Origin of the sequence: Paenibacillus lentus, from assembly GCF_042714055.1 — a bacterium.
GTDB lineage: Bacteria > Bacillota > Bacilli > Paenibacillales > Paenibacillaceae > Fontibacillus > Fontibacillus lentus_A.
The window spans coordinates 321,447-340,539 of sequence record NZ_JBHGVC010000001.1 but is presented as its reverse complement, the minus strand read 5'-3'; the positions used below and the strand labels follow the sequence as shown (position 1 = coordinate 340,539).

The following is a 19,093-nucleotide window of genomic DNA, read 5'->3' as shown; positions in this document are numbered from 1 at the left end:
ATTTGCCTCGATTGGTTTTCTTATCAAAGGGGGACTTTTTAAACAGCCTCTATTAGATGTATGCTCAGGGTCTGGCACAACCCGGCTTGGCCGTGCTACGCCCCCGAGTCGGCGCTGCCTTGTACGGCGCGATATTGCTCGACCACGCTCGACAGCAGCTCTAGATAAGCGGAAGCCCACTCCAGCACGGCCTCCTTGCCGAGGCGCCGGGCGTTGTAAATCCATACCCCGCCAAGCTCTGGCGCTTCCGACCCGCTTGGTGCGGCAGCGCCATTCATAGACAGCACAACATCGAATCGTTCCAATAGCGCCTCCTGCTCCTTGAAACCGTGCAGCACGGCTCCTGCAAATAACGGGAACAAGGCAAATCCTGCTTCGGCTTGCGGCTTCTTTCTGATTTGCCGTGCGGTATAACATTCTCCAGCGCTCTCCCGCTTGGCGGCATGCCGCAGCAGCGTATCGAAATCGCGCACCTCCGCAAAGTCGATTTCCTTTGGGGCAATCAGCCCGTTGTCCGTCATTGCCGGGAGCACAAGCCGATCCATGCCGGACTCGCCGCGCCAGAAGTACAGATATACGGCATACGCTGCGGCTTCAATCGTCACTGAGCGGGATGCCGCAAGTTCTGCAAGCCCTTCCGCAACCGCCCGATCCAGTTGAAACTGAACGCTGCCGATACGCTCTGCGGCATAGCCGCTACTAACGCAGTCGTCTGCCACCGGCAGACCGCTCCAGCTCCAGCTCGCGAGCTCGCGATTTTTCGACTCCAGATAAGCCGCAAGCGATGCGATCGTCGGATAGGTGAACAAATCCGTTACGCCGAGAGCACCGGGATACAACTCCTCCAGTCGTTGATGCGCCCGCACCAGCAGCAGCGATTCTCCCCCAACATCGAAGAAACGATGATGGATGCCGAAGTCGTCCCTTTGTAGGATTTCGCGCCATACGGCGGCAATCGCCAGTTCGATATCGCTTGCCGCTTCGACAAACGGAGTGCCGCTATCCGCCGCCAGCTCCGGCTCCGGCAGTGCCTTCCGGTCGATTTTGCCGTTTGGAGACAAGGGCATGGCCGGCAGTTCCACCACGGCCTGCGGAACCATATAATCCGGCAGGCGGAGCGCTGCAAAATCCCGTAGTTCCTGATGGTTCAAAGGTTCGGAACAAACGATGTACGCGCATAAATATTCGCTTCCGCTTGCGGCGTCCCGCTTCATGACCACCGCTTCCGAAACCGCCGGATGACCGAGCAGCACATGCTCGATTTCCCCGCATTCGATGCGCTGGCCCCTTATTTTTACCTGATGGTCGATTCGGCCCAAATATTCGACCGTTCCGTCAGGCAGCCATCTGGCAAGGTCTCCTGTCCGATACATCAGACTGCCCGCCGCAAACGGATTATTGACGAACTTTTCTTCCGTCAAATCGGGCCGACCGATGTAACCCCGCGCCAGGCCCGCGCCGGATATGCACAGTTCCCCGGCAATGCCGACAGGCTGAAGCTTCATCGCATCGCTCACGATATAAAGCGAGATGTTGTCGATCGGCTTCCCAATCGGGATCTGGATCGGAATATCGCCGTCAGAGCAATCGTAATAGGAAACGTCGACCGTCGCCTCGGTCGGGCCGTACAAGTTCACAAGCCTGGCATCGAACGGAACTCCGATCCGCTCGCGGAACCGCCGCACCTGATCCGCAGTCAACGCTTCGCCGCTGGCGAATACATGCCTCAGGCTCTCCAGCCGAGCCTCGCCGCGCAGCAAGCCGGGATGCTCCAGGAACAGGTGCAGCATGGACGGCACAAAATGCATCGTCGTTACGCCATGCCGCGCGATCGTATCCATCATCAGCGCGGGGTCCTTTTCGCCGCCCGGAGGCAGCAGAACCAGCTTGGCTCCGGCAAAGCTCCACCAGAACAGCTCCCAGACCGATACGTCGAAGGTAATCGGCGTTTTCTGCATAATGACTCCGCTGGCGTCCAGTCCATATTGCTTCTGCATCCAGCCGATCCGGTTGACGACGGAATGATGCTCGATCATGACGCCTTTCGGCTGTCCGGTCGATCCCGAAGTATACAGCACATAAGCAAGCGAACGTGAATCATGCAGCTTCTCCACAGGGAAGTCGTCCCTCTCCTGCGTCAGCGCCTCATGAACGTCCATAAATGGCAGGGTCGTCTCCAGCCCTTCCGAGGCATTGCCCTTCGTCAAGACAAGCTTGGCTCCGGAATTGTCCAGCATGTAGCCGATTCGCTCTGGCGGCAAGCCCGGCGCAATAGGCACATAAGCTCCGCCCGCCTTCAGCACGCCAAAGATAGCAATCATCATCTCCAGGCTGCGATCCATCACGACGGCCACGCGCTCCTCGCGCTGGACGCCTTGCTTTCTGAGCGCCTGCGCCAGCCGGTTCGACCTCCGGTTCAATTCCGCATACGTCAATGCTCCGTCCTCCGCCGCAACCGCAACGGACTGCGGCGTTTCCGCCGCTTGTCTTTCGAGGTAAACCTCTACCGTATCACCGCTTGCATACGGCACGGCCGTGCGATTGAATTCTTCGCTCTGCTTCTCCGCCGCAGCAGCGCCCTGCAGCCCAATCTCTCCGAGCGGCCGCTCCGGCTCGGCCAGTGCAAGGCCGACAATACGGAAATACCATTCCGCCATTCTGCGTATGCTGTCTTCTTTAAACAGCGCCGTCGCATATTCGATCGTTAAGGCCGCGCCTTTTGCACCCTGATTCGCAATCTCAAACGTCATGTCCAGCTTCGATACGCGATTGTCCGGCACTTGCGCCTCGAATTGCAAGGCGTCCGCCGCCTGTTTGGCCTCCATATGCTGCATGACAAACATCGTGTCGAACAGCGGATTGCGGCTCAGCTCGCGCGGCACATCCAGCATCGTCACCATATGCTCAAACGGGAGCAAGCCGTTGTCCAGCGCTGCAAGCACAGTTTCTTTGAGCTGCTCGGCGAACGCTCTGAACGGCAGTTCGCCGGATGGCCTGCTGCGAATCGGCAGCGTATTGACAAACATGCCGACCAGAGACTCGGTTGCGGGATGGAAGCGTCCGGCGATCGGCGTGCCGACAATAAGATCGTCTTGCCCCGTCATCAGATGCAATAACGTATGGTAGGCGGCGAGCCAGATATGGAATGGCGTAACGCCCCATTGCTCCGCCGCCGCCGAGGTTCCCTCGGCAAGCTCCGCCGGAATCGGCAGCGCAAGCTTGGCGCCTTCGAAGCTTTGTTCGGGCGGACGCGGATAATCGGTCGGCAGTTGCAGCACAGGAAGCGTACCCGCTAGCCGTAACGCCCAATATTGCTCTTGCTGCTCTCTCGCCTCCGAAGCCATCCACTCCTGCTGCCAAACGGCGGCATCCTTATAGTGAATAGGCAGCGGCTGCAAAGAGCCGCCGCGATACAGCTGCTCGAAATCGCGCGCCATAACATTCATGGACACGCCGTCGGCGACGATGTGGTGAATGTCCAGCAGCAGCGTATGCCGACTTTCGCCGTCCGTCGCGAGAAACGCCCGAATTAACGGAGCCTTTCGCAAATCGAACGGGCGGACGACCGCGCGCGCAAATGTATTCAAGTCCTCCGCATCCATCAAAGCATGCACGGCGAGTTCAAACGAAACCCGCTCATGGACACGCTGCACCGGCTTGCCGTCTGCCCAGTCAAAGCTGGTGCGCAGCGGCTCATGGCGGTCAATCAGCCCTTGAATCGCCTCGCGAAGCCTGTCCTGATCAAGCTTGCCCGTCAGGTTCAGAGCGAGCGGAAGATTGTAGGCCGTGCTGCCCGGATAAAGCTGCTGCAGCACAAACAGCCTGTTCTGCGCGAGAGACAACGGGTAGAACGGCCGGCTTTCCGCCCGGGCAATAACCGCGGCCCTCTTTGGGGCCGCATTGTCGATGCCGGCCGCCATTTCCCTCAGCAGGGGAGCGTCGAACACATCCTTCATCGCAAACGCCGTTCCATAACGCTGCTCGATCAAGCCCGCAAGCTGCGCGGCGCGCAAGGAATGGCCGCCCAATTGAAAGAAATGGGCTTCTCTCCCGATCGCTGCCGGGTCGTCCGGCTCTCTTGGGGCCAGACCGAGCACCTCCCGCCAAAGCTCGGCCAGCCGCTGCTCCGTCGGCGTAGCCGGCGCCTCGCCGCAAGCCGCCGGTTCAGCGAACCGGGGCTGCGGCAGGCGGCTGCGGTCGGCTTTGCCGCTCGGACTTAGCGGTAAAGCATCCATAGCAACAAAATACGTAGGAATCATATACTCCGGCAGCAGTTCCTTAAGTGTGGCCTTAAGGCTCGCTTCCCCCGGCATCTCCCCATCCGTTGTCACGAGATATGCGCAAAGCGTCGGCTCTCCCGCATGGTCCGTCACAGTCATTACGACGGCATCGCGGACTTCCGCCTGCAAGAGCAGAGCATACTCGATCTCGCCGCATTCAATGCGGAGACCGCGCAGCTTGACCTGATGGTCAAAGCGTCCCAAGTATTCAATATTGCCGTCCGGCAGCCACCTTGCGCGATCACCGGTACGGTACAGCTTCTCTCCTGCGGCAAACGGATTCGGAACAAAGCTTTGCTCCGTCAAATCCCGCCTATTCCGATATCCGCGCGCAAGACCGGCACCTGCGATGCAGAGCTCTCCAGACACGCCGATCGGCTGCAGTCTCATCTGCTCGTCCACAATGTAGAGCCGGGTGTTATGGATTGGCTTGCCAATCGGAATCGTACCCGCCCCTGCGTCCGGGCAATCGTAATAGCTGACATCGACCGTCGCTTCCGTCGGGCCGTACAGATTAATGAGCCGGCACCCTCCGCCGCCGCGCTCCATCAGGCTGTAAAAACCTGCGACATGCGCGGGCTTGAGCGCTTCGCCACTCGCAAATACGTATCGCAGGGAACAAAGCCCGCTGCTTCTCTCGCTGTCCGCTGCATAGGACAAAAAGACGCCCAGCATGGATGGCACAAAATGCATAACCGTAACCGCCTGCTCTTCAATCGTGCGCAGCATAACTGGCGGCTCCTTCTCCCCGCCGGGCTCCAGCAAATAAAGCGAAGCGCCAGCAAAGCTCCACCAGAACAGTTCCCATACGGAAACGTCGAACGTCATCGGCGTTTTTTGCAAAATAATGTCGCGCTCATTCAGAGGATAAGCCGTCTGCATCCAGTTCAGACGGTTGATCGCCGCGCGGTGCTCCACCATAACGCCTTTGGGTTTGCCCGTGGAGCCTGACGTATAAATGACATACGCCAAATGCTCAGGGCCCGCTTGAGGCGACAGGTCCGTTTCTTCTTCGCCCTTAACCAGCTCTGATGCTGCGGCAGCCGCAAGCGCGTCCAGATCGAGCGTTTCTCCCTGGAAGGCCGGGAACGTATGAATCCACTTGGCTTCCGCGAGAAGCAGCCTGGCCCCGCTATCCTCCAGAATACCGCGGATTCGCTCGGGCGGATGCTCCGGGTCGATCGGCAAATAGGCCCCTCCCGCCTTGAGCACCGCCAAAATCGCAATCATCGTGGACAACGAGCGCTGAGCGGCAATCGGCACAATTGTTTCGACCGCAACCCCCTTGCCTCTTAACACAGCAGCCATACGTTCGGCTCGGTTATTCAGCTCCCCATACGTCAGCGAGCCTTCGGCCGACCGCACCGCCGGGAGGTTCGGCCACCGCTGGGCGGACTCGGCGAACCATCCGTGAATCGTCTTCTCCGCCGGGTACGGATGTCCCGTATCATTCCATGCCGCAAAAGCGGCTTCTTCAGCAGGCGTCGTCATTGCAACGTCGCCACAGTTCAGGTCGGGGCTGGCGGCCGTTTGCTCCAAAATGTAAAGCAGCCGATCCGCTAACCGCTCCATCGTGTCTTTATGGAACAATCCCGTATTATACTCCAGCTCCGCCCGCAGACCGCCTTCGCCATCGCTGTACAGATCGAGCTTGAAGTCCAGCTTGGATGTTCCGTGGCTGACGGGCAAAGGCTCCATGCTCCAGCCGTCGCCGCGGGCCGCCAGCTTCTCGTCTTCAAACTGGTTGTGAACGATCAGCATCGTATCGAACAGCGGGTTGCGCGACGGGTCATGCGAATGCCGGGCCGCTTCCATCATGTGCTCGAAGCTGACATCGCCATGCTCGTACGCGGCAAGCAAACGCCCATGAGTCTCGCCGACAAACGCCAGGATCGGCAGCTCGTCCGCCACCCGCATCCGAATCGGCAGAAACTGGTTGAACATGCCGATCATCCGGGCCGTGTCCGGATGCGTCCGACCTGCCGCCAAAGCACCGATTGCAAATTCCGACTGATGCGTCGTTCCCTTGAGCAACAGCGCGTAAGCCGCAAAAAGCAGGCTGTTCATGCTCGCTCCAGCGCTTGCGGCCGTCTCTTTCAGCCGTACGGCGAGCGCCGCCGGAATGTGGAAGGTGTACGTATCGCCCGCAAATGTCTGACGGTCGCCGCGCGGCCGATCCAGCGGCATATCGAGCGGCGCCGGCGGCTCTGCAAGCTGCTCTGTCCAAAACGCTCGGCTTGCCCTGGCCCGCTCTGAGCCGGACTGTCGCTCCTGCCAAACGGCATAATCCTTGTAATGCAGAGTTGGCAACGCAAGCTCCATTCCGTCGATCAAAGCGGTTAACTCCTCCAGCAGCAGCTTGACGGATATGCCGTCTGCCGCGATGTGGTGGATGTTGAGCAGCAGATAGGCCTCCGCTGCTTCCGATTCGGGCCGGCAATAACATGCCGCGAGCAGCGGCGCTGCCGCAAGCTCGAGCGGTCGGAAAAACTCGCTCATGCATTCCGGAAGCGTACTCTCCACGAGCTCCGCCGTTTGCAGAACAAAGGCAGCCGAATCGTGCACGATCTGGGCCGGAACACCGTCGATCCAATGATAGGAGGTTCGCAGCGGCTCATGCCGTCCGATCAATTTCCGAAGCGCCGTCCCGATTTTGGTCTCACCCACCGTACCCGACAGTTTAAGCGCAAGCGGAATATGGTAGGTTAGTCCGATATCAGCCATGCTTTCCGCCAAAAACATGCGCCGCTGGGGCAGGCTGAGCGGATAGGATGCGGCTTTTGGCGCGTCCGCAACAGGTTCATACGCTTCCTTGGAAGCCTTGTCGATCCAGGCCGCTTGCTCTCTGACCGTCGGCAGCTTAAAAATTTCCTGGAGCGGCATTCGCACCTGGCAATGCTTGTGGATGGCCGAGGTCAATGCGGCCGCTTTCAGGGAATGGCCGCCATGCTCAAAGAAGTGGTCAAGCGCGCCAACCTGTCCCGCATGAAGCACTTCTTGCCACAATCCTGCGACAATGATCTCCGTATCAGTGGCGGGCGCTTCATAGCGAACCCCGCGCGCCGCTGCGAGTTCCGGCGCAGGCAAGCTTTTTTTGTCCACCTTGCCGCTCCCGTTCAACGGCAGCTTCTCCAACTGCACAAACGCGGCGGGAATCATAAATGCCGGCAGCTTGCCTGTCAGTTGACTCCGAACGCTTGCCTGCCCTTCGGTTTGCTCCGCAACGATATAAGCGCATAAATACGGCGCGCCGTCATTCTCGATCAGCACCACAAACGCTTCCTTGACGCCCGCGCAATCCAGCAGCCTGCTTTCGATTTCTCCCAATTCAATCCGGTACCCCCGCAGCTTGACCTGACTGTCGATCCGGTCCAGGAACTCCAAATTTCCGTCAGGCAAGCGGCGCACCAGGTCGCCGGTTGCGTATACGGTTTCGCCTTCCCGGAACGGATGCGGCCGGAACTTCGAAGCGGTCTGCTCCGGCAAATTCACATAGCCGGATGCGACACCGTCGCCTGCAATCCACAGCTCGCCCGGCACCCAGTCCGGCTGCAAGCGGCCCTGCTCATTCAGCACCAGCGTTTCTGAACGCGCGATCGGCACGCCGATCGGCACGATAGCCGTTCCTTGTCCGTCCCATGTCTCCGTGACCCTGTAGCAGGTAGCGAACACCGTCGTTTCCGTAGGGCCGTAGACATGCAGCAGCACGCCCGATCCAAGCGCGCGAAGCGCTTTGCGGATATGCGGCACGGAAGCCCGCTCTCCGCCAAACAAAATATGGCGCAGGCCGCGCAGTGACTCTAGCCCATGGTCGACCAGCGTATTGAACAGCGCCGTCGTCACAAAGAATACGGTAATGCCTCTGCCCTCAATCAGCTCGGTCAGCCGCATAACGTCGGCAACCTCTTCCTCGCCGACCAGCGTCAGCTTCGCGCCGTTCAACAGCGCTCCGTACAAATCGAACGTTGAACCGTCAAAGGCGTAGTTGGAAAGCTGCAACAGCGCATCGTTTTCCGTAATGCTTACATAATCGGCATGAACGGCAATCCGGGACACATTGCGATGCGCGGTCATAATCCCTTTCGGCCTGCCCGTCGAGCCGGACGTGTACATGATATAAGCGGGATCGTCCGCCGAGCCGTCGATGTCCAGATCATGGCCGGGCTCACTGGCCCATCTCGTATCGAGTCCATCCATGTCGACGACATCGATACTGTCTCCAGCAAGCCGGGCGCCCATCTCCATCGTCGCAGCCGCAGCCACGATCACCCGCGCTTCCGTATCCTGCAGCATAAACAAAATCCGCTCTTCGGGATATTGCGGGTCAATCGGCACATAGACGGCTCCCGCTTTCAGCACAGCCAATATCGCCGCAATCATATCGGGCGAGCGCAAAAGCAGCAGCGCCACCTTCGCCCCCGGCGCGATACCGCGTCGCACAAGCGCTCGCGCGAATCTGTTGGCACGCTCATTCAGCTCGCTGTAGGTATACGCCAGCTCGCCCATTTCAACGGCAATCTGCTGCGGTGTCTCCACCGCTTGCCGTTCAAACAGCCTGTGCAGCGATAGCTCCTGCGGCTGCGCGGCGAATGAACGGCCAAGCCGGAGCAGCCGTTCGCGCTCCTCTGCATCGACGGGATCAAGCTCACCTAGCGCCGCATGCGGGTGCGCGGCGACTGCCCGGGCCAGCGCTACATAATGCCTAGCCAATTGTGCGGCGGCCCGCTCATCGTACAAATCCAGCGCATACTCCAGCGTAAATGCGATACTAATGCCGTTATCCGCGCACTCCCAAGTCAATTCGAACTTGGCCGAACCGCTGTCCATCGCTTGGGGCGTATAAACGACGTCCTTGCTCCGCCATTCGGGCAGCTCCATATTTTGCAGCGTAAATACTGAATCGAACAGTGGATTCCGCCCGTATTCCCGTTTCACATTCGCCAGCTCGGCTATTTCTTCATAAGGCACATCCCCGCTGCCGATAGCCGCCAGCGTCTCCCTATTGACCTGCTTCACCCATTGATCAAAGCGCAAACCGCTTTGTCCGCGAAGGCGGATCGGAACCATGTTGACAAACATCCCGACTACGCTTTGCAGCTCCGGCCGCATTCGTCTCGCGGCTGCCGTGCCGACCACGATGTCGGATTCGCCCGTATATTTCGCAAGCAGCGCATAATAAATCGAAAGCAGGACGGCGTATAACGTTACACCTTCGCGTCTAGCCAACGCGCGCAGCGATCCGGCAAGCTCCGGCTCCAGCTCGAAGCGCTCCATTGCCCCGCGATAGCTTGGCGTTTGCGGCCTTGGATAGGGAGACGGAAGCGCCGGAGACGGTACGCCATCCCGAAAGATTTCGCGCCAATAAAGCTTCTGGCGCTCCAGCCAGCCGCCAGTTCGGCTCGCTTCCTCCCACAGCGCCATATCTCCACCGTGAATAGACAACGGCTCTGGCGCATTCCCATCGTAGAACCTCATCAGATCGGACATCAAAATGCCCATCGACGTTCCGTCCGTAATGATATGATGCATATCCAGCAGCAGCACGCTTGACTCGTGCTCCAGGCGCACAAGCTCCATGCGCATCAGCGGAGCTTGCTCCAGATGAAACGGCTGCAGGAAGCTGCGTTTCCGCAGCGCTAGCTCGGACGCCGACCAGCCGCTTCCGTCAATGACGGCAAGCGGCGGCTCGCCCCCCTGCTCGATGCGCTGCATCACAATGCCTTCTTCCATATAAAAGGACGTCCGCAGCGAAGGATGCCGCTCTATCAGCGCCCGCCACGCCGCGCGGAATCGTTCGATATCGAGCGGGCCCTTTACCTGAACTGCAAACGGCAAATGGTAGCCCATCAGCCCCGGATTCAGCTGTTCCAAAATGAACAGCCGCTTTTGCGCCGAGGTCGCCGGATAAATCGTCCGCTCCTCCGCTTTGGCCACCGGCGGCGCAATGTCGGTGGCAGATCCTTCGCCCTCCTGCGCCTTTTGCTCCAGCAAAGCGGCCAGCGAACTCACCGTATCATGCAAAAACAGCTCAGTAAGCGTAAGCTCGACGCCAAACGCCTCTTGCAGCCTGGCGGCGGCATAAGCCGCCTTGAGCGAATTGCCTCCTTGCTCGAGAAAGCCGTCCTTTCGGCCTATGTATTCCTTTTTCAACACCTCGCGCCAGATGGACATGATCCGCTCTTCCGTCTCCGTGGCCGGCTCGAAGCCGACATCACCGCGCAAGGCATCGGCGCCTTCCGCATTACGCTGCTCCAACGCGGCCGCCGCTTCCAGCTCCGTCAGCTCGGCAAGCACTTCGGCAAACTCGCCTTCGCGCAGCGCTTCCGCCAGTACGTAGCGCCTGATTTTGCCGGAGGTCGTCTTCGGAATTCGCCGAACGGGGACAACAAAAGCAACGTCCAGACCGGCCGATCCGTTCAGCAGCTTTTTCACCTCGGCCATCAGCGGTACAAATCCGCCGGTCTTGCCGCGATGCTGAATAAAAACTGCGATCGCATCCCGTTTGGTCGTCGCATCCTGAACGGCGGCAATCGCCGTTTTCCCGATTTCGGCCCCTTTCAGGCCGCTGATCAACGTCTCCAGGTCATGCGGAAACACATTTTGCCCGTTGACGAAAATGACGTCCTTCATGCGGCCGGTCACATATAAACGCCCTTCCAGCAAGAAACCCAAATCTCCCGTATTCAGCCAGCCGTCCGGGGAAATCGTTTGCTTGTTTACATCGGGCCGCTTATAGTAGCCGCTTGTAACGTTGCGGCCTCTAATTTGAATCAAGCCTACGCTGCCTGCTGCCGAAGCATTTCCCGCTTCGTCGCAAATGCGCACCTCGCACTCTTGTACGGGGAAACCCAGCTCGACGATCTCGATCGCGGCCTGATCCCCGTGCGCGGCCCTTCGTACAGGCTCTCCAACAGCGAGTGATTGGCGCTCAAGCTTAACGGTATTCAGGTGATCTTCCGTCGCCGGGAACGTCACGGCCAGACTCGCTTCCGCAAGCCCGTAGACCGGAAAAATGCAATTCTCCTTCAGTCCGTACGGCTTCATCGCCTCCAGAAAATCACGGCAATGGACGGCCGATATCGGTTCAGCCCCGTTAAAAATCAGCCTGACGCAAGACAAATCCCATGCCGCCGCTCCTTCCGGCTTCCAATGCTGCAGAAAGTGCACATAACCGAAATTCGGCGAAGAGAGGCATGTCACTCGATGCTTATGTGTAAGTTCCAGCCATTTCATCGGATGAAGCACAAATGTCGAGGTCGGCAAGTGCAGCTGATTCATGCCGCAAAACAGCGGCGAAAGATGAAAGCCGATGAGCCCCATATCATGCGTCAGCGGCAGCCAGCTTAGCGAAGAATCCCGCTCCGTCGACTGCGCCCCATGGATAATGGCTCGCATGTTCGACAGAAGATTGCCGTGCGTCAGCACGACCCCCTTCGGGTCTCCGGTAGAGCCCGATGTAAACTGGAGGAATGCGGTGTCCGTCTCGGCTGCGTCATACGGCTCCGCCTCAGGCCGGCCTGCATCCGCAGCCGCCGCAAGCACCTCCGCAATCGGCACGCTGCCAGACTCGAGCTGGGCCAGCGCCTCCGCTTCTTCGTGCTTCAAAGCGTAGCCTTGAATTCCCGGCCAAAGCTCTTCATCGCAGAGCAATCTAAGCGCTTCCAACTGCTTGCATACCTGGATCAGCTTTTTGCGTCCTTCATCCGTACGTGCCGCCGTCACAGGTACGGGGACAATGCCGCCGAGCATACAAGCCCAGAACAGAAGGATAAATCGTTCGTTATCTTCCGTCTGCAAGACGGCAAAGTCTCCTGGCCCTAGGCCCTGCTCGCGCAGCAGATGGAGCGCCCTTCCGGCCAATGTAAGTAATTGGCCGTACGACAAGTAGCGCTCCTGACCGCTTTCGCAAAATAAAATTCCCGCATCGTTTTCCTTGCGCTCCAGCAATACGCCGGACAAATTACGGATGATTCTCATAGGCGGCAGCCCCCCGATCTGTGTTTTATCACACCGTTGTGGAATGCAGTTCTTGATAATCCTCCGTTACGATGCGATTATGCTCGTCCATAATGACGACATGCGGACGATACGTGCGGGCTGCCGATTCCTCCATCATCGCGTAAGAAATAATAATGACGCGGTCGCCCGGCTGCACTAGTCTGGCAGCGGCGCCGTTCAAGCAAACCATACCCGAGCCTTTTGGGCCGGTTATGACATACGTCTCTAGCCTGGCTCCGTTATTTATATTGACAACTTGCACCTTTTCGTTCTCCAGGATGTTCGATGCATCCAAAATATCCTGATCGATGGTTATGCTACCTACGTAATTTAAATTGGCCTCCGTCACGACAGCACGGTGAATTTTGGACTTATGCATCTCTCTAAACATGAATTCACTCTCCTTGTGGAGTAGTCTTTGGAAATATAAAACTTGGCTAAATTCTTATAACCCTCCTTATTTTTTAAAATTCTTGCTAAGGAACATCCAGAGACAAGTTAACCTACATTGTTTCTCTGACTTAACGAAAATAACAAGCTGGAGCAATCAAGCCGTTCAAAAAAGAAATTCTGCGGCAAATTCGTGCCAATGTGGCTGTGCGTACGGAATAAGCAAGTTCACGCTTATGTGTGGGATCAAGCTGAATGTGTAATTACATCCGATTGTGAGGGGGCATGTTGACTGGCAAGCTTATGCTTTTTGTGTGGGATCTTGCTGATTGGGCAAGCTCATCCTATTGGACGAGGTCACGCTAATTAGGCAGGTTTATGCTATTGTGCGGGTTCCAGTTGATTGAAAATTCTGACAGTAGAAACAAAAAAACGTGGCTTGTACATCGAAACAGCAGCTCATCATACAGACGTTCCAGTGCTGCGAAGGGGAAAATCATGTCGTGTAACCAGATATAGCTGTAAAGAATTAAAGTGTTGCAGAGCAATAAATACTTTTCTCAATATACAGGAAATTTCTTGCAACCTACCCTAATAGTAGTACTAAACCTTTTCTTGCGATAGGGTGATATTCTTGCAATTAAGGGGGAAATTCTTTTACTTTTTTGAGCAAACCTACCAGAAATTAAGAGCCTTATGCAAAAAAATATTTCCGCTTTTGCTTGAAAACAGCAGCTTAACAAACAAAAACAGATTAAAAATCGTAACTTTGCAACGAAGGGATTGGCGGCAATAGTGGAGCGCTTTTTTGCGGTCGTAACGGTTCAAATAGCTGAGGGTATAATATTTGCTTGCGATGCCGATGTCGATGTAATAGAGTTGTTTCGCTTTTTTGCTGACGGAATCGGACTGAGCGACTAAATCCCGGATGTGCTCACGGATCTTAATAGATTTGAAGCTAAGTCCCTCGATTTTATTGTATATTTCCTCGTTGAGATGAATCGTATCGGGATCAAGCTGCCAGCGGTCGCAGAAGAAGTAGAGGCTGTCGGGGGATTCCCGGTAGACGGAATGCGGTTTTGTTTGCAGTGCAATTCTGTATTTGTCGAAAAAGCGGATCAGATAGGTCGTATCTTCACCCAGATAAAAATCTTCATTGATCAATCCGACTTCGTCCAGCAGCTTCCGTCGGAATACCATCGTATTCATTTGAAAAAAATTGCGCGTATGAGACAGAAACGCCTCGAACAATCCTTTTTCAAATATGATCGTTTCTCCGTCATTCCATGTTTCGAACGTTGTTCGCATCGAATGCAGCAAAGACCGCTCAACCTTGTTGTCGAAGTTGTAGGAGGTAATATCCCCGTGCTGTTCCACCCACAGCGCAAAGCTGATATCCGCTTTTGTCAGCGCAAGCGTCGTCATGCTGTCGGTCAAATGGCAAGGATACCATTCGTCATCGGAATCAAGAAACGCCAAATATTCGCCTTGCGCCGCCAGCATCCCCGTGTTTCGCGCGCCGCCCGGTCCTTTTTCCCGTTCATTGCACACATAGCGGATTCGATCATCTTTGCGCGTCCACTCGCGGATTGCCTCTTTCGTATGATCCGTGCTTCGGTCATCAACGACGATCAGCTCCCAGTTGGCGTAAGTCTGTTGCAAAATGGACTCGATCGCACCGGAAATGATCTGCGCCCGATTATACGTTGGCATCACAATGCTTATCAACTGCTCCATTCGCTTCACTCCAATCGTTACAAAATATATGCCTTAAATCATCGTCAGTGTAAATGCGGAAGCGGGAAGCCGTCAAGTTTCTTGAGGTTTTTCCATTTGGTTCGTCCTTGCAAAACACGATGGATCCATGTAGGACAGCCTGCTGATTTTCAGCAGGCTATTTAATTCCAATTTTTTAGACGTACTGATACTGCGGTTAAACGCTGAAACACATATCCATAAAATCTACAGTGGGTAAGCTCTGCCTTGACCGTCCATTGCCCGTTCCTTCTTCCGCTTTGAGCGAATTGCAAAAACAAATGGTAGAGCCAGAACTACAATAAGCGTTGATAAAATGTTCAAATCGTTGATGCCCATCGTTGTGGACAGGTGAGCTAAGTTCGGCCCGACGTCCCCATCCGTCAGCCTAGCGGCGTGATCTGCAGTACGTGAAGATAGCAGCGTGCTGAAAAGAGCCACGCCGAACGAGACGAACACATTCCGCAACCAGTTCTGAATGGAGGAGGCGTGACCGATGTACTCGCGGGAAATCTCCTCCATCCCGGCTGTCGTCGCCGGCATTAGCACTAGAGCCAGACCTAAACTGCGGATCGTCATCCACAATAGCGTATAAGCAGATGAGCTGTCGATTTGAAGCCACGCTAGCGGCAGATTTCCTATGATCATCAACAGTACGCCAACAAGCAGCAGCGGCTTGGGACCAACCACTTTATACAGCCTGCCGACAACCAAAGACATAATTGCCATGGCTAGTGTAGACGGCAGCATAATGATCCCCGTATCAAGTGGCGAATGTCCCTGAACATTTTGCAGGAAGACGGGAACGAGGAACATGCCCGAAAAAAAGTTGATCATTACGATACACAGCAATATGACCGTCGACGTGAAGCGCCGGTTCAGAAACACTCTGAGCTGTAGTAGCGGCGACTCGATGGACATCTCGCGCCAAAGAAAGAGGGCCAGCGCCAATAGCCCGCCTCCCAGACAAAGCAGCGTACTGGCCGACCCCCATCCCCAACCGGAGCCTTGCGACAACGTGATCAGCAGCAGCGAGCTGGCAGCGATGACCGTCAAAAGCCCCCATAAATCGAATCCCTTCGGTACTCTCAGACGATAGTAAGGAATAAAGAAAAAAGCAACAACGATGGCAAGCAGCCCGAGCGGCACATTGGTCCAGAAGAGCCATTTCCAGGATCCGTTCTGGATAAGCCAACCTGCATAACTCGGTCCAATAGCTGGCGCTACGATCGAAGCGGCAATCCAGATGCTCATGGCAACAGACTGTTGGTGTCGCGGTATGATCTGGAATATCATGGTCATCGACGCGGGCACGATAATACCGCAGAATGCACCCTGAACAATGCGGAATGCAATCAGCATCGGCGCGTTCCAAGACAAGGCGCAGAGCACGGAGGCAATCGTCATGCCGAGCAAGGCGAAAATATACAATCGCTTGTAACTGAAGCGTTCACCGAAATAGCCAGCAGTAGGCGCGAACGTCCCAAGCGCCAACATAAAGCCTGTCAATGTCCATTGTACGACACTCAAGTCGGAAGCAAATTCTTTTTGCAAAACCGGTAAAGCTATATTAATCGTATTGCTGTTCAACAGCGAGAGAAAATTCCCCATGAAAATCGCTACAATTATTGGTATGAGCTTCACAGGTTTCTGAGTTTGTTGCTCTTTCGTGTTAGTCAAATTCGTTTTTTTCATAGCAGGTTTAACCGTCCATTCACTCATATTGTTTACTTGTTAACAAAATATCTATACGGACACATCAGCGGCAATTTCATTCCAAGCTTTGCCCAAAAGCACTGGAACACCATGGGTGATCGGCTAGTGGTTTGCCAAGATCGGCACTGCCGCACAGCACAGTTTATTTCATATTCTTGTCTGGCTCGGTAACCTGCTTGATCTTACTCTCTATATGCTTCTCGCTTCCAACGCTATTACCCTATACTGCCCTCCATCTCCAGCTTGATGAGTCTGTTCATCTCAACCGCATATTCCATGGGCAGTTCTTTCGTGAACGGCTCGATGAAACCCATTACGATCATCTGGGTCGCTTCATCTTCGGACAGGCCGCGGCTCATCAAGTAGAAGAGCTGATCCTCGGATACCTTGGAGACGGTCGCTTCGTGCTCGAGCGTGACATTGTCGTTCATGATCTCGTTATAGGGGATCGTATCCGACGTGGACTCATTATCTAGAATGAGCGTGTCGCATTTGATGTTCGACTTGGCTCCGGAAGCTTTGCCTCCGAAGGAAGCCAGACCGCGATACGTGACTTTGCCGCCGTGTTTGCTGATCGATTTCGATATGATGGTCGAAGTCGTATCCGGAGCCAGGTGAATCATTTTGGCTCCAGCATCTTGATGCTGCCCTTTGCCGGCGACGGCAATCGAGAGCACCGACCCCTTGGCTCCCCGGCCTTTTAACAATACGGAAGGGTATTTCATCGTTAGTTTGGAGCCAATATTGCCGTCCACCCATTCCATCGTTGCGTTTTCTTCGGCTACAGCCCGCTTTGTCACCATGTTGTAAATATTGGGAGCCCAGTTTTGAATGGTTGTATATCGCGCACGGGAATTTCTCTTACAGATGATTTCCACCACGGCGCTATGCAGCGAGTTCGTGCTGTATATCGGTGCCGTGCAGCCTTCTACATAATGCACAAAGCTGTCTTCTTCCGTAATAATGAGTGTCCTCTCGAATTGCCCCATGTTCTCCGAATTGATGCGGAAGTAAGCTTGCAAAGGCACCTCGCATTTTATTCCCTTCGGAACATAGACAAAGCTTCCTCCTGACCATACCGCGCTGTTAAGTGCGGCAAATTTGTTATCGCTCGGCGGAACAATGGTGCCAAAATATTTGCGCAGCAGATCCGGATGCTCACGCAGCGCCGTATCCGTGTCTGTGAATATGACACCTTGTTCCTCCAGCTCTTTCTGGATACTGTGATAGACGACTTCGGATTCGTACTGGGCCGACACACCGGCAAGAAACTTCTGTTCCGCTTCAGGTATACCAAGCTTGTCAAAGGTTTGCTTAATCTCAATCGGCACTTCCTCCCAGGTTTTCCCCTGTTTCTCAGAAGGCTTGACATAATATTGGATATCATTGAAATCTAGTGCTCGCAGATCGCCGCCCCATGCAGGCATTGGCATACTTTGGAACAATTCCAGCGACTTTAGTCGAAAGTCGAGCATCCAGCCGGGTTCACCCTTCATCTCCGATATGGTGGCAACAATCTCACGAGTCAGTCCTTTGCCGGATTGAAACACCGCTTGATGCGCATCTTTGAAGCCATACTGATATTCTCCCAGCTCCACCATTTCCTTGGCCATGTTGTCATCCTCCTTATTCAGATATGCTTGCTTGATCTATTTCCTTGATTTGCCCCAGCTTTTGTTCCACGAGCGCTTTCATCTGCGTAGCTACACCTTCCAGCGGTACTTCAGCCACGACGGGAGCAAGGAAACCATACACGATTAGCCGCTCGGCCTCTACGCGGCTAATTCCTCTGGACATCATATAATAAAGCTGTTCTGGATTGACTTGTCCGACGCTGGCGGCGTGTCCGGCTTTCACATCGTCTTCATCAATCAACAGGATCGGATTGGCGTCGCCGCGCGCATCGGGATGAAGCATCAATATTTTTTCTGTCTGCTGTCCGTTCGCCCCGCTTGCCCCCTTCTCAATTTTGGTGATTCCATTCAATATTGCGGTTGACTGCTCTCTCATCACCGCTCTGACTACCATATCGCTTGGCGAATTCTTACCGATATGGACCGTCCGGGCTGTGATATTCATGGTCTGACGGCCGGAGCCCACCAAGATTGACTTTATATCCGAACCAGCCCCTTCGCCCTTGAGTATGGATGCCGTATCGCTCATCGACTTGCCCCCATTCATTTCGCCAATCAACCAGTTCACTCTTCCGTCTTGTTCAACGATTGCGCGCCGATAAGTCAGGTCGATCAAGTCTCTATCCAGTTGGTGCAATGACACGACATTGACTTTTGCACCTTCGCCTACGAATACTTCCATAACGGCTTGATTCACTGCAACAATCTTATCTAAGGACATTGTATTCTCCACCAGCGTTACGGAACTACGCTCCTCGGCTACCACTAAAACATGCGGCATAAAGAGTGTATCGGATTCGTCTACAAAAAATAGCGTCTGCAGCGGGGTCTCTACATGAACCCCCTCAGGGATGTAAATAAAAGCTCCACCGGTCCAGCGCGCGGCATGCTGCGCGGTAAGCAGATTCTCTTCCGTCTGCACGGCTTGCATGAAATGAGGTTTTACAAGTTCCGGATACAGTCGTGCTGCTGTTTCCAAATCCGTCAGAATAATTCCTTGCTTCTGCAGCTCTTCTGTCAGGTGCTTGATTAATGGGCCCGAATTCCGCTGTACCAGTACATTGTCCGAGTACACCCATTTTCGGATGGACTCCGGCAATTCATCGAGAGACATCACCAGCTCTGGCTTACGGCAAATGCCTTGCTGCCGTAAAGGCCAGCGCTGCAGATTCGTCTTTTCCAGCTTGGGCAGCTGCAGGGTACTGACGGCATTGAGGCCTCTCTTCCTCAACAAGTTTAGCCAATCTGGTTCCGCTTCATATTGAAGTTGTCCTGATACCCGGTTCTCTGCATTGTTCATTGTCATGTTACGGCTCTCCC

At 55.2% G+C, this 19,093-nt stretch carries 6 protein-coding genes; all 6 read right to left on the bottom strand.

Annotation, left to right across the window (positions count from 1 at the left end; translation table 11 throughout):
• Positions 1-95 precede the first annotated feature (95 nt).
• Positions 96-12,257, bottom strand: coding sequence for an amino acid adenylation domain-containing protein (locus tag ACE3MQ_RS01410; protein ID WP_379389841.1), 12,162 nt, complete (start codon positions 12,255-12,257; stop codon positions 96-98).
• 28 nt (positions 12,258-12,285) lie between these two features.
• The gene (panD, locus tag ACE3MQ_RS01405) at positions 12,286-12,669 is read right to left on the bottom strand and encodes an aspartate 1-decarboxylase (RefSeq protein WP_379389839.1); all 384 of its coding nucleotides are present in this window, start codon (positions 12,667-12,669) and stop codon (positions 12,286-12,288) included.
• Between the two features lie 674 nt (positions 12,670-13,343).
• The gene (locus ACE3MQ_RS01400; protein WP_379389837.1) at positions 13,344-14,405 is read right to left on the bottom strand and encodes a glycosyltransferase family 2 protein; all 1,062 of its coding nucleotides are present in this window, start codon (positions 14,403-14,405) and stop codon (positions 13,344-13,346) included.
• 225 nt (positions 14,406-14,630) lie between these two features.
• Complete coding sequence (locus tag ACE3MQ_RS01395) at positions 14,631-16,118, bottom strand: MDR family MFS transporter (protein WP_379389835.1); 1,488 nt, start codon at positions 16,116-16,118, stop codon at positions 14,631-14,633.
• A gap of 236 nt (positions 16,119-16,354) precedes the next feature.
• Positions 16,355-17,752 carry a Fe-S cluster assembly protein SufB gene (sufB, locus tag ACE3MQ_RS01390; protein WP_379389833.1) on the bottom strand — a complete coding sequence of 466 codons (1,398 nt, stop codon included), beginning with the start codon at positions 17,750-17,752 and terminating at the stop codon, positions 16,355-16,357.
• Between the two features lie 13 nt (positions 17,753-17,765).
• The gene (sufD, locus tag ACE3MQ_RS01385; RefSeq protein WP_379389832.1) at positions 17,766-19,079 is read right to left on the bottom strand and encodes a Fe-S cluster assembly protein SufD; all 1,314 of its coding nucleotides are present in this window, start codon (positions 19,077-19,079) and stop codon (positions 17,766-17,768) included.
• Positions 19,080-19,093 lie beyond the last annotated feature (14 nt).

What these genes read in the sequence shown, in the direction of transcription:
- ACE3MQ_RS01410 (WP_379389841.1), bottom strand. Translation starts at nt 12,257, where the DNA reads ATGAGAATCATCCGTAATTTGTCCGGCGTATTGCTGGAGCGCAAGGAA.
- panD (WP_379389839.1), bottom strand. Translation starts at nt 12,669, where the DNA reads ATGTTTAGAGAGATGCATAAGTCCAAAATTCACCGTGCTGTCGTGACG.
- ACE3MQ_RS01400 (WP_379389837.1), bottom strand. Translation starts at nt 14,405, where the DNA reads ATGGAGCAGTTGATAAGCATTGTGATGCCAACGTATAATCGGGCGCAG.
- ACE3MQ_RS01395 (WP_379389835.1), bottom strand. Translation starts at nt 16,118, where the DNA reads ATGAAAAAAACGAATTTGACTAACACGAAAGAGCAACAAACTCAGAAA.
- sufB (WP_379389833.1), bottom strand. Translation starts at nt 17,752, where the DNA reads ATGGCCAAGGAAATGGTGGAGCTGGGAGAATATCAGTATGGCTTCAAA.
- sufD (WP_379389832.1), bottom strand. Translation starts at nt 19,079, where the DNA reads ATGACAATGAACAATGCAGAGAACCGGGTATCAGGACAACTTCAATAT.